The organism is Acinetobacter sp. AOR34_HL (assembly GCF_027854795.1).
GTDB lineage: Bacteria > Pseudomonadota > Gammaproteobacteria > Pseudomonadales > Moraxellaceae > Acinetobacter > Acinetobacter junii.
The window spans coordinates 104,071-117,641 of sequence record NZ_JAKTID010000082.1; the positions used below are offsets into that span (position 1 = coordinate 104,071).

11 protein-coding genes and 1 CRISPR repeat array are annotated in these 13,571 nt (G+C 38.3%); of the genes, 9 read left to right on the plus strand and 2 right to left on the minus strand.

The window, feature by feature from the left end; translation table 11 throughout:
- Window positions 1–134: 134 nt before the first annotated feature.
- On the plus strand, window positions 135–344 hold the full coding sequence (locus tag MKL32_RS16165) for a hypothetical protein (RefSeq protein WP_329603207.1): 210 nt from the start codon (window positions 135–137) through the stop codon (window positions 342–344).
- Window positions 345–413: 69 nt separating this feature from the next.
- Here the strand turns inward: MKL32_RS16165 and MKL32_RS14345 are convergent, their stop codons facing one another.
- Complete coding sequence (locus MKL32_RS14345) at window positions 414–728, minus strand: hypothetical protein (protein WP_005092537.1); 315 nt, start codon at window positions 726–728, stop codon at window positions 414–416.
- Between the two features lie 100 nt (window positions 729–828).
- Window positions 829–1,158: a DUF4236 domain-containing protein gene (locus MKL32_RS14350; RefSeq protein ID WP_233739025.1), complete on the minus strand. Its 330-nt coding sequence runs from the start codon at window positions 1,156–1,158 to the stop codon at window positions 829–831.
- Window positions 1,159–1,309: 151 nt separating this feature from the next.
- Between MKL32_RS14350 and MKL32_RS14355 the strand changes: the two genes are divergently transcribed.
- The 8 genes from MKL32_RS14355 (at window position 1,310) to cas6f (ending at window position 12,091) form a co-directional block, all read left to right on the plus strand.
- A complete protein-coding gene (locus MKL32_RS14355; RefSeq protein ID WP_126132531.1) occupies window positions 1,310–1,900 on the plus strand; it encodes a class I SAM-dependent methyltransferase in 591 nt (196 codons plus the stop codon).
- A gap of 2 nt (window positions 1,901–1,902) precedes the next feature.
- Complete coding sequence (locus tag MKL32_RS14360; RefSeq protein WP_270900691.1) at window positions 1,903–2,952, plus strand: HNH endonuclease; 1,050 nt, start codon at window positions 1,903–1,905, stop codon at window positions 2,950–2,952.
- 148 nt (window positions 2,953–3,100) lie between these two features.
- On the plus strand, window positions 3,101–4,069 hold the full coding sequence (gene cas1f / locus MKL32_RS14365) for a type I-F CRISPR-associated endonuclease Cas1f (RefSeq protein ID WP_005163444.1): 969 nt from the start codon (window positions 3,101–3,103) through the stop codon (window positions 4,067–4,069).
- Entirely contained in the window at window positions 4,066–7,587 is a 3,522-nt protein-coding gene (gene cas3f / locus MKL32_RS14370; protein ID WP_270900692.1) for a type I-F CRISPR-associated helicase Cas3f, read from the plus strand. Before cas1f ends, cas3f begins: the two co-directional genes overlap by 4 nt.
- A gap of 406 nt (window positions 7,588–7,993) precedes the next feature.
- Entirely contained in the window at window positions 7,994–9,328 is a 1,335-nt protein-coding gene (gene csy1, locus MKL32_RS14375) for a type I-F CRISPR-associated protein Csy1 (RefSeq protein ID WP_270900693.1), read from the plus strand.
- Window positions 9,328–10,434, plus strand: a complete 1,107-nt coding sequence (gene csy2, locus MKL32_RS14380; protein ID WP_270900694.1) for a type I-F CRISPR-associated protein Csy2 — start codon at window positions 9,328–9,330, stop codon at window positions 10,432–10,434. Before csy1 ends, csy2 begins: the two co-directional genes overlap by 1 nt.
- Window positions 10,435–10,436: 2 nt before the next feature.
- Entirely contained in the window at window positions 10,437–11,477 is a 1,041-nt protein-coding gene (gene csy3 / locus MKL32_RS14385; protein ID WP_087536695.1) for a type I-F CRISPR-associated protein Csy3, read from the plus strand.
- Window positions 11,477–12,091, plus strand: coding sequence for a type I-F CRISPR-associated endoribonuclease Cas6/Csy4 (gene cas6f / locus MKL32_RS14390; RefSeq protein ID WP_087536696.1), 615 nt, complete (start codon window positions 11,477–11,479; stop codon window positions 12,089–12,091). Before csy3 ends, cas6f begins: the two co-directional genes overlap by 1 nt.
- A 131-nt stretch (window positions 12,092–12,222) precedes the next feature.
- Window positions 12,223–13,571: a CRISPR direct-repeat array (repeat unit 28 nt; unit sequence GTTCACTGCCATACAGGCAGCTTAGAAA).

Below are 13,571 nucleotides of genomic sequence, written 5' to 3' on the forward strand. Positions count from 1 at the left end.
ATTGTGATTTTTTATATTTTTAAGAACGGGGTCACAACTTATAGCAATGCTATTTATTTTAAAACTAAGAGTTTCTTAATATGGAAATTAAACAATAGAAACAGGTAGAAGTCGTTACAGATGCTGTATGTGATATATGCAACCAATCAACGAAACTAGAGTTTGGCACTTTATCGGCGCATTGGGGCTATGGTTCCAAGCATGACGGGGAAAGATATGAATTGCAGTTATGTGAGAAATGTTTCTTTTATGCCTTAGCGACATTAAGAAAAGGGCGAGCAGATGAGTTTGTGTTTGATGAAAATTTTGACCCTTCGACCCTAGAGGGGTTAGGCTTGAAGTGAACCTATCATCACGATAGGTTCTAAGAATCCAGAAAATACTGATTCATATCCACGCTAGCAGCTTCATTTTTAATGGCGAGTAAGGGATTCAGGAAAAATATTTTTCTTTGCTTCGAGGTCACTGAGTTCGGAAAATGCTTGAATACCGCCTGCGGCTTTAATTCCATCTATAGCAACAGATAGAGCTTCCTGATCTGACGGGAATGTTTCATCCCATACCGTAGAAGTACCATTTTGGTTTACCACTTCCAGTGTCCAGTTACTATCAGGTAATCGATAAATGAGAATTTCAACTTGCTCATTATCCTCTTGTAAAATTTGAGACAAGGGAGAATCGATTAAATCATTTTCATCATAATCCAGAGTACTGTCATTATCAGACATCAGTGGCAGCCTTTATTGTATTTAACATCTGTCCATAGTAATGAATGAATTAAATTTTGCCTATAGGAATGAATGTTATGGGTGCAAAGAATGGGTAAATTTAAAAAATAATTGCCCCGACAATAAAACAAAATAATCCAAAAATTACCCAAATCCAGACATTCGATTTGGGTTGTTCGGTATCTGATGTATAGAGTGGTTGTTGTTCGTGAGCAGGATTCTCTTGGTTGCCAGCTCTGTTCTTATAGGGTTGGTGCTTGGAATAGGATAGGCCTGTGCCTGGAATACCAACGCTGGTTCGGGTGCCTTTTTTCCCAATATTTAAAGAAGCACCAGGTTTGCCAATGCTTGCACTGCTGATGCCTTTATGCGTCAGATTGATTTTTAATCCAGGTAGCAGTTTAATACTCTTGCGAAATCTGAAGCCCATATTTTTTCCATTTACAAGAACCAGTTTGGTTTCTATCTCAGTTGTCCGGATACAGTGAAATAAAAGTTTGATTCATTCATAGGACTGATCATTTGACTTAGCTAGTGAAATATCAGTATGTTCTTTAACATAAGATATTGGCTTTTAGACAATGAATCAAACATCAAATTATTACAATCAACATGCTCAAGCATTTTTTGAAAATACCTATCAGGTTGAGATGGAAAGTCTTTACACACCATTTCTAAGATATTTGCCGGAACAGGCATTGATCCTGGATTTGGGCTGTGGCTCTGGGCGTGACACTCTGGCATTTAAGAAAAAAGGCTATCAAGTTGAGGCAATTGATTATTCTGCCGAGCTGGTTGAAAAGGCGAGAGAGCTGACAGGCATCGAGGTACGTCAGCAAAATTTTTATGAGCTGAATGAAGTAGCTAAGTATGATGGGATTTGGGCTTGTGCTTCTCTTTTACACTGTGAAAGAGATCGCCTGACTGAAGTACTGGCGCGAATATTTAAAGCATTAAAGCCAAATGGTGTGTGTTATATGTCTTTTAAATATGGCGATACAGACCGTGAGAAAGAAGGGCGCAGCTTTACTGACTTGAATGAGCAGCAAGCTTACGACTTACTCAAACAAATAGATCAGGCTTTACTGTTACAGCAATGGATTACTGTAGATAAACGTCCAGACCGTACAGAAGATTGGCTTAATATTCTGATTAGAAAAGTGCAAGCTTAGATATGTTATTCAGTATAGCCGAAATACCAACCCCTCAAGAACAGTTAAAATTCTTGAAGCATATTCAGCAGATATTGCAGTCAGGGACTTTTACTTCGACATATAAGTTTGCTTTGCTGATAAGTATCACGCGTCTGGCGATTGAACAGGGTCAAGATACCGGCGCTGTGTTGCATTTGGACTATCATGATATTGCTGAAAAGTTTATTGACCTGTACTGGAAACAGTCAATGCCGTTTCAGTTTAACCAGTACGAGCCTTTTACTATTCATCAAAGTACTGGTAAGCAGGCAAAGATCATCAGTGAAATTCAGAATGCACAGCAACAATTCAAGACCTTGGCCGCGTTGAGAAAGGATGTACTTTACTGGAACAGGTTGAAGCGAGCAGTTGCAACAACGGTAAAGCAAATGCCGGTGGTATATTTGCAGAATCTGAATGGTCAAACGGTAGAATTTCTTTATTGCCTTGAAGACTCTAAACAGTCCCTCAACTTGTTGCCCAAGGTGATGTATTGCTTAAGACAATTTAGTGAAATCATTGAAGAGTTGTGCCAGAAGCGCTGGATTGATTTTGTTCGGCTAAATAAGCAGAACCTGGTGGTACTGGATGGTTTGCCTGACCTAGATGAATTCATGTTTGCTCCAAGTCGTAATCAATTGGGGCAGGTCGCGGACTTCTTAATTGACTTACAGCAATGCCAGTGTTTTTACTGTGGAAAAAGTCTCAAAAATTCAAAATATGCCGTGGATCATTTTATTCCATGGTCTTTATATCCTGCCGATACCGGACATAATTTTGTCCTGGCGGATGAAAAATGCAACTCACAAAAAAGTAATTATTTAGCATCACAGCAATTCTTACATCAGTGGCAGGAACGTAATCATCTGCATGATCAATCTATTATTCGAGAGATTTCTCAATTAGGTTTTCTAACCGATCTGCAACGTTCGCATCGGGTTGCCGACTGGGCGTATAAGCAGGCAGTAGAGAATGAGTATTTAGTTTGGTTGGGAGGGAAAGAGAAGAAGATATTTGCCGCAGTGTATTAAGTTTTAAAAATATTTTTAACTGTATGAATCACACAAATTCTTGAAAAAGACTGCGTCAATATGTGACGTTAATTTCCTAAAATTTCTTTAAATAATTATTCGAACAGGATATTTTAAGGACAACTCTTCTTCATAATTGATGATAAGAATGGAACAGCTTAATCCATCAGATCTAAAAGCAATATTACATTCGAAACGTGCCAATTTGTACTATCTTGAACATTGCCGTGTGATGCAGAAAGATGGTCGAGTTCTTTATCTGACCGAGGCTAAAAACGAAAATCAGTACTGGAATATTCCGATTGCCAATACTACAGTGATTCTATTGGGTACAGGCACATCAATTACTCAAGCAGCAATGCGCATGCTCGCAAGTGCAGGTGTTCTGGTTGGTTTTGCAGGTGGAGGTGGCACGCCTTTGTTTATGGGCTGTGAAATTGAATGGATGACACCACAAAGTGAATACCGTCCAACTGAGTATATGCAAGGTTGGATGCAATTTTGGTTTGATGAAGCCAAACGCTTAGATGTTGCTAAACATTTTCAATTGGCACGAGTTGAATATATTCAGAAGATTTGGTCGAAAGACCGAGATTTAAAAGAATATACCTTTCATGTGGATGATTTAGATATTCAACAGGCTTTAACGGGTTATGCAGCAAGAATTTCACAACAAACTAAAGTCGGAGACTTACTACTTGCAGAAGCTGCAACCACAAAGCAACTTTATAAAATTGCAGCGACTCGTACAGGTTTAAAGGATTTTAGTCGCAATCCTGAACAAGGTGATTTAGCCAATGATTTTTTAAATCATGGCAATTATCTGGCTTATGGTTTAGCAGCGACAACACTTTGGGTACTTGGAATTCCACATGGTTTTGCAGTCATGCATGGCAAGACGCGTCGGGGGGCTTTAGTGTTTGATGTGGCAGATTTAATTAAGGATGCTGTGGTTTTACCTTATGCCTTTATTTGCGCCAAAGAAAAAATGACTGAACAAGAATTTAGACAGCAGATTTTGCAGAAATTTACCGAGCATAAATGTCTGGACTTTATGTTTGATCAAGTCAAAGCACAAGCTTGTAAAAATCATGATGTAGATGGAGAAACATTATGATTGTGACCTTTATTAGCCAATGCGAAAAGAAAGCCATTCCACGAACGCGTCGGGTATTAGATGCCTTTGCAGACCGAATTGGTGATAACACCTGGCAGACAGTGATTACTGAGGAAGGTTTAATTGCAGTTAAAAAATTGCTGCGTAAAACCGTGACCAAAAGTACTGCGGTCAGTTGTCATTGGATTCGGGGTAGACGTAGAAGTGAGTTGCTGTGGGTAGTGGGCAATCACAACAAATTTAATAGTGAAGGAATTGTGCCAGTCAATCGAACATCAAAACAGCTAAAAGTAGATTATTGTGATCAGAATTGGCACTCAGCAAGTTTTGTGAGTCAAATCACTCGTATCGCGGCACTATTTCATGATTTTGGTAAAATTAATCCATTTTTTGCAGCAAAGCTAAAAAATGCTTTAAAGAATAAAAAACCAGTAGCAGATCCGTTTCGACATGAATGGATTTCTTTGCGATTATTTGAAGCTTTTGTGCATAGTTGTGGTGATACAGATAAGGATTGGATTTCTCAGCTAACATCTATATCAGGAAAAAAACATGATCTTTCGTGGCTTAAAAATGTCATTAAAGATGAAATTGATCAAGTATCTCCATCACCATTTCAAAATTTACCACCCATTGCAAAACTAACGGCGTGGCTGATCGTTTCTCATCATCGTTTACCAATTCCTGAATATTTAATTGTTAAAAAGAGTAAAAAGGATAAACATTCTCAGGATGGAAATTATAAAAGTGAATTTTTCGATAAGGTCTTATTCGATCTAAAATTTAATTGGTGTTATCCAAAACAATACTTAGAGGATGATACGAGTAAAGCAAAAGAAATTAAGAAATGTTGGGATATTCGGCAAGAGCACATCCCTTTCAATAGTGACACATGGTGTAAAGAAGCAAATTCATGTGCAGGAAACTTAATGCAACTGCTGAATCTTCCTCATTCAATTGGGTTAGATGATCCTTATGTGAGTCACATTTCACGCCTAACCTTAATGTTGTCAGATCATTATTATTCAAGCTGTGATGCCAATCCTAAATGGCATGATCCAAGTTATGAGCGATATGCTAATACAGATAAATTTGGATCATTAAAACAAACACTAGATGATCATTTGGTGGGAGTGAGTCAATCGGTTAGGCAACTTATGGGGGCATTGACTCGATTAGATGCCTTGTTTGATCGTTTACCTCAGCAAAAAAGTTTGGAAGGAAAAACCAATAATCCATATTACCAATGGCAAGATAAGTCTTATCAACTGGCGCGTAAAATACAAAAAGACTATCCAAATCATGGTTTTTTTGGTGTGAATTTAGCTTCGACAGGTCGTGGCAAAACCTTGGGTAATACACGCATTATGTACGGCCTTGCTGACCCTGATAAAGGCGCACGTTTTAATATTGCTCTAGGTCTTAGAACATTAACTTTGCAAACAGGAAAGGCTTTACGTCACAAACTCGATTTGGATGAAACTGATTTAGCCATTATGGTTGGTGGCGGAGCAGTTAAAGAAATCTTTGAGCATTATAGTCATAAAGATTCATCTGAAATTTTAGAAGAAAATATAGAAAATTTTGATCCTGAACAAAATCAGTATATTGCAGAAAATATCGGTTCAGAATCTTTAAATGGACTTACAGATGAAGAGAGTTATGTCGATTACGATGATCATGAGCTAGATTTTGAAGGCATACTTGATCAGCAGCATATGTTTGCCAAATGGTTAAAGGGGAATCATCAAGTTAGAAAAATGCTGATGAGTCCAATTTTATGTTGCACGATTGATCATCTAATTCCTGCTACTGAAAGTACGCGTGGCGGTAAACAAATTGCACCGATGTTACGTTTAATGTCTTCAGATTTGGTACTTGATGAACCTGATGATTTTTCTCCTGAAGATTATTATGCATTGACACGTTTAGTACACTGGGCAGGTTTACTGGGTAGTCGGGTATTATTGTCCTCTGCAACGCTAACACCTGCCGAAATTAATGGTTTGTATTTAGCGTATAGTTCAGGGCGAAAATTTTATAATGCCAATCGTACACAAGCAGACCAACCGATTATTGCTGCGTGGTTTGATGAAAATCCAAGCAGTATTTATCATGAGGTCATTCTTTGTGATCAAAATATCAGTGACAGTCAAGCGAACGACATCTTTAAAAAATCCCATCTCAAATTTACTAAACAACGTGTTGAATTCTTAAATCAGCAAGCACAGCACACTAAACGACGTACAGTTGAATGGGTGGGATTACCCCGAAAAATATCAGCTCAGGAGAAGTGGGAAAAAGTATTTGCGGAAAAAATTCTGCAAACAACAATGCTTGCACATCGTGAAAATTCGATTACAGATCCCGATACAGGCAAACAATACAGCGTAGGCTTGGTACGTTTTGCCAATATTGATCCTTTGGCGGAGATTGCTCAGCAATTATTAAAACAGCAAATTGATCCAAATATACGTATTCATATTTGTGTCTATCATTCGCGTTTTCCATTGTTAATGCGTGCAAATATTGAAAAATATTTAGACGAAATTTTAGATCGAAACCAAGCTAAACAGCCACACGATCATGCCATGGTTAAGGGGTGGTTAAAAAGATATCCAGAACAACAACATATTATTTTGGTTTTCGCCTCGCCTGTCTGTGAGGTGGGGCGAGATCACGACTATGATTGGATGATCTTAGAACCATCATCTATGCGTTCGATTATTCAGGCTTCTGGACGGGTGCGACGCCATCGGATAGAAGCTTATAACAAACCAAATGTATTTTTAATGGAAACCAATATTCGACATTTTAAACATCCTGATCGAAGTTGTTTTTCACGCCCAGGCTTTGAAGCGACAGGTTTCGAGTTTAAAGCGGATAGACATTTTTTAAATGGTACTGCTGAGAATGTTGATAATGGGTTAATTCGAAAAGTACATCTAGATCAATTAGATGCTATACCACGTTTGCAACAACCGGGAGCAAACTACTTAAAGAAATATTATGAAAAATTTGGTTATCCAAATTTAGTTGATTTAGAACATGATCGCATGCATTCAATTTTATTAGGGCAAGGAATTAGCTCTGATATGCGAGTGAGTAAAAGTGTACCGATTAAATTTCCAACCTATGCTTTTTGGAACACGCCCATTCATTACACAGGTATTCTGCAACGCTTGAGCCAATTTAGACAATCACAAGCAGAAAAGTTAATGGCATTTAGGGCAGAGGAAGAAGAGAGCGAGTTAGGTCTTTATGCCTATAACGATAAAACGGGAAATTGGCTTTATGAAGAAAGTTTAATTCGACGAGTTGAGCTACCTAACAATCCGCAGATTCATTGTTGGCCAAATCAGAATCCTCAGCAGGCATTGCAGAAATATGTGGAGGTCAATCCAAATGAAAGAATTTGGAGTGAGAATTGTGGGCGTTATTTAAGTTTAAATTTACCCAAGCTAGAAGACCTGCAAAAGTGGAAATACCACGATTGGTTAGGATTTATCAGGGAATAACCCTGATAAACCTTGCTTTCTAAGCTGCCTATATGGCAGTGAACAGATTGAATAAAAGGAACTATTTCTAAGCTACCTTTATGGTAGTGCCTTACTTAGTAATGATAAGTCTTTTTATTTTACATAGAAATAGCTTGTGGAATAAAAGAAAAATCTGTATTTTACTTGTTATGGTTACTTTTAGTTTGAATAAAAGTAACTAGGTTTAATATTTAAATAAAGATTAACCATCGATCTGGCAGGATCACACATCACCCGATAGGGTAAGGGGGAAATAATGTTTAGCACGCATTTAATCAGAAGGGTCTGATTAATTGGATACATTCATCATTTACGATAGTTAATCTATCTAGATGATAACAAAAAATGATTTAAAACATAATTTATTTTGTAATGAGTACAAAAAATGAATGATGAAGTAGAGGGAGTTCAAGACTCCGAGCCTGCTAGCATTCGTGAGTTAATCGAGCAATATATTCAAGGACGTTTGAATGAAAAGCTAGAAAAACTTAAAGCGGATGACACGGCAGAGCGTAACAAGTTATTAGAAAAATATGAGGTTGAAACGTGGCTTGATGATGCAAGTTTGCGTATTAGCCAATTACGTTTGGCGACTCATACGCCGAAACAGCATCATCCTGATTCAAAAGCATCTGCCATGTTTTATAGCAATACGGATAAAACACATGACTATGTGGGTTCCCAAGGTATCAAACTAGATGCGGATGTCATTGGTAATGCAGCTGTACTCGATGTCTTTAAGATGCTGCGTTTATCTTTTCAAGGTACGTCGTTACTAGAGCGTTTGTTAAATGCAGATCAGGAATTAATCACAGCATTGTCTGTGAAATCTGAAACGGCACAACTGCGTTATGAGCGTTTTTTAGCATTTAGTCAGTTGCCAACAGAACTCAATGCAGGACGTTTATCGAAACAAGTGTTATTTCCTGTGCAAGATGATGAATATCATACCTTGGTGATTTTATATCCGAGTTCATTGGTTCATCGAGCGTATCAACAGCTCTCATATGATCGGTTTAGCGATGAGAGTAAAGCACTACATGAAGCACGGTTTAAAAAATTACATCATGCACATGAAAGCCGTGAATACCCGAATCTATTGGTACAAAATTTTGGTGGTTCTAAACCACAAAATATTTCACAGCTTAATAGTGACCGTCGTGGCTCTATGTGGCTATTACCGTCTATTCCACCCACTTGGAAAGGTCAGCAGATTGAACTACCAAAACGTGGTTCGGTTTTTACAGGGTATTTAAGCAACCGTAAAGAGATTAAGCCTTTATTGAAAAAAATCGTGACTTTGTATCGTAAAGAAGATCGTCGTAATAATGATGAATTCCGTTCCCAGCGTGATGATTTGGTCTCTAAATTGGCGGATTGCATCATTGATATGAGTTTTGAACTACAACAAAGTGCGCCATCAGGCTGGACACAGGATTCTGATTTTAGTCGTGCAGAAAGCTTTTGGCTCGATTATGGCTACCGAGAAGCACTGTTTGATAAAGAAGATGCCGAAGAATTGACGGAAGAAGAAACCGAGTGGTTACAGGCCTATCGTGAACGAGATTGGCATACTGAAGTGGGTTATAACTTTGGCAAATGGCTCAATGATATCCTCACCCAAAAAGGAAAAATTTTGGATTTAGATGATCATGAAGCCCGTGCTTGGTCTCTGATTTTACGTGACAAATTACAATTGCTGAAAGAGGAGTTTGCCTAATGCATCGGACTTATCCTAAAGCATTGTATGTTGTACGTTTAAATGTTGAAAATACATCCATTATCAGCAGTCATTTAACGTGGGGTTTTCCTGCACCAAGTGCATTCACTGGATTTATGCATCATTTACAACGTCAGCTGAATCAAATTGCTGAATATGCAACTGTTGAATGTTGTGGTGTCGGGATCATATCGCATCAATTTAATCCACAAATTACCAAAACCAATAGTTTTCGCTATTCCCCGTATCAACTGAATTTGGCTCGTCACCCCTTGAAAGCAGATGGTTCTACACCAGCGATGATTGAAGAGGGCAAGGGACATTTTGAAGTCAGTTTAGTGATTGGTTTGGCGGGAGATGGTCTTGATCCGCATCTATCTGCCAATGATGAAGATTTATCTACTCAGACACAAAGCCTGTTAGATCGATTAAATCACTTGGTCTATAACATGCGTTTGGCAGGTGGTTCTGTTTTCCCACATAAGCGTGTCAAAGCTAAATTGATCAATTGGTCAGAACATGATGCGGTAGATAAAACCAAAATACTACGTCGGAGTGTATTACCAGGCTTTGCTTTACAGCATCGTCATGAGCTTTTGATGGCACATCAAAATTGGTTGGCTCAGTATCCAACATATTTAGCGACTCAGAAAAATAGTCCTGATTTACTCGATACTTTATTGGACATTCACCGCTTCAATTTTGTCAGTACTGCACAAGAAGCATCAGTCGATCAAGAGTCAGTAGACGGTGTTTGGACGTTACGACCACGGCCTGAACATTTAAAAGGTTGGCTCGTGCCGATACCGATTGGTTATGCAGCTTTAACGGATTTACAGCCTCAAGGTGTTATTAAAGGATTACGTCATGATGACTATCCCGCCACCTTTGTCGAAACCTTAATTAGTTTAGGTGAATGGCAAAGCCCACATCGTATTAAAAATATTGTTGATACTTTATGGAATTACAACACTGAACCTAAAAATGGGCTGTATGAGCTCGTTCAACCATTTGCACCGAAATTAGATATCGACACGTCATTACCAGACGAAGACACCCATCAATCATTTGAATTTGAATCTGAAATAGAAGAAGAGGAATTTTAATCATGGCTAAGAATGACAAATTAAAAACAGCATCGGTACTTTCATTTAACCGTCATCTTGATGCATCAGATGGACGTATGTTTGCAGTAAATTGGGTGGAGATTGCACAAGGCACAGGTAATACACCAATTTTAATTCAAGCAAAATCTGTGCGTGGTACGATTTCGAATCGCCCTAAAAATAGCAAAGAAACTGATGAAGCAGCGATTAATGCAGCAGTGAATAAACCAAATTTACAAACGGTTGATGTTGCTGCTTTACCACAAGGTAAAGATACGGTTGCCGTGACGTTTAGCTTACGTGTATTGCCAAATGTAGGTCGTCCATCTGCATGTAATGATGCAGCATTTGCTGAACGCCTTGAAGCGGCGGTGTCAGGCTATGAAACAGCGAATAAGTTTAGTGAACTTGCGAATCGCTATGCTGTGAATTTAGCCAATGGTCGTTTTTTATGGCGTAACCGTATTGGCGCTGAAAATGTTACGGTCACAGTTGAGCGTTTAATTGATGGTAAGAGCGCAGAAAAATTAAGTTTTGATGCATTACAAAATCGTTTAAATGAAGCAACTGTACACCAAGATCAACAAACTGAAATTAAACAGCTTTCAGCTTGGATTGAAGCAGGTTTAAGTGGTCATGAGCATGTATTACTTAAAGTGACAGGTTTTTCTCGTTTAGGTGAGGGACAAGAAGTCTATCCATCACAGGAACTCATTTTAGATACGAGTAATTCCAAAGGTGCTAAAAGCAAAACTTTATACTCATTTGGCAACAACGAAGCTGGTATGCATTCTCAAAAAATTGGTAATGCACTACGCACAATTGATATATGGTATCCAAATGCAGATAAACCGATTGCAGTTGAGCCGTATGGTTCAGTGACTTCAGAAGGTAAGGCGTATCGTCAGCCTAAAGAAAAACAAGACTTTTATAGTTTGTTTGATGCTTGGGTTAATTACAATAAAGTACCTGAACTTGAACAGCAGCATTATGTAATGGCGGTTTTGGTTCGTGGTGGTGTATTTGGCGAGAGTGATAAATAATGAATTATTATCTGGAATTAAAATTTCTGCCAGATGATGAAATCTCGATTAACTTTTTATGGTCTAAAATTTATAAACAGCTACATCTTGCATTGGCTGGTTTAAAAGACGAAAGCAGTAAGGTGAAAATAGGTTTTTCATTCCCTGATTATCGTTTTGATCCTCAAAAAGGGAAGGGATTTATTGGCGAAAAGCTACGTATCTTTGGCTTAAGTGAACAGGAATTAATTCAACTGGATGTGCCAAAATGGCTCAGTCGTTATTTGGATTATGTACACATTAGTTCTGTAAAAGCAGTACCTTTAGAAAAAGTTACTGGTTATGCAGTCTATAAGCGTAAACAAGTGAAGAGTAGTGCTGCCCGTTTAGCACGACATGATGAGAGAAAAGGGCGCTTTAGTTTTGAAAATGCCTTGGCACATTATGGTCAGTTTGTACAAACAACTGATTTACCCTATATCAATATGCTGAGTGACAGTACATCTGAAGATTTAGCATTAAGTCAGAAACATGCTTTTAAAATTTTTATTGAAAAGCAATCTGCTGAAAAATCTGAAACTCAGATTTTTAGCACTTACGGATTAAGTTCGGTGTCATCTGTACCCGAATTTTAACCTAATATTTTTTCACTCTTTAACAGCTTAATAAAATCAATAGCTTATGATAGTGGTTTAAAACTTGGGTCTTTTGAGAGATTTAAGAGTTAAATCACTGTTATAACTTTATTTTTTGCTTTAAAATTGCTGTTCACTGCCATACAGGCAGCTTAGAAATAACTTTTTCTTCGCTTCTGAAATTTGTTCATGTTCACTGCCATACAGGCAGCTTAGAAAATCATCATCAATACAGCGATTGAGATAAATAGGTTCACTGCCATACAGGCAGCTTAGAAAAACACGACCCAACTGGCACTGGTAACGAAATAGTTCACTGCCATACAGGCAGCTTAGAAATAATCGGACTAGCATCATGTGCAATATAGATCGTTCACTGCCATACAGGCAGCTTAGAAATGTCCCAAAGAAGCTGCTGATAATTTTTTAGAGTTCACTGCCATACAGGCAGCTTAGAAAGTATAAATGAAAAAGGTACTAAAAATGTCAATGTTCACTGCCATACAGGCAGCTTAGAAACAAAGTAGAGTCGGCAATTTGTTCATCTGAAAGTTCACTGCCATACAGGCAGCTTAGAAAAGTGAGCTTTCTCTCTACTCTCATTAAACATGGTTCACTGCCATACAGGCAGCTTAGAAATGAATGCGTTGCATACTTCAATAAATTAACTCGTTCACTGCCATACAGGCAGCTTAGAAAGAAGAAGAAGCAAAGAAGTCAGGTAAATACCAGTTCACTGCCATACAGGCAGCTTAGAAACATTTAACTACTTTGCTACCAATCAACAAGCAAGTTCACTGCCATACAGGCAGCTTAGAAAAACAACTGATGTAACGTCAATTGGTGCAGCATGTTCACTGCCATACAGGCAGCTTAGAAAAATTCAAATCAAAATCGGTGTCGAAGGCACTGGTTCACTGCCATACAGGCAGCTTAGAAATAAAGCAATAACAATATTTTTTATTGTTGATGGTTCACTGCCATACAGGCAGCTTAGAAAATGTAAACATTAGAGCTAGAAAAAGGAATTAAGTTCACTGCCATACAGGCAGCTTAGAAATATCCACTGGGAATTAGACTTCTCTGCTTGGTGTTCACTGCCATACAGGCAGCTTAGAAACGAACAACTCGCAGACTATGTCAATCATACTCGTTCACTGCCATACAGGCAGCTTAGAAAATTTAGCTTCATACCAACGACCATTAGAAAAAGTTCACTGCCATACAGGCAGCTTAGAAAAATACGGCTCTGCTGTAAATGATTATGAATATGTTCACTGCCATACAGGCAGCTTAGAAAATTCAATTGTTCAAATACCGTTGCTGCACGAAGTTCACTGCCATACAGGCAGCTTAGAAAGAAGATTGCTCGGACAAACTCAATTACCCATTGTTCACTGCCATACAGGCAGCTTAGAAAATTTACATATCACACGTCCCTACTGGAGAACTGTTCACTGCCATACAGGCAGCTTAGAAA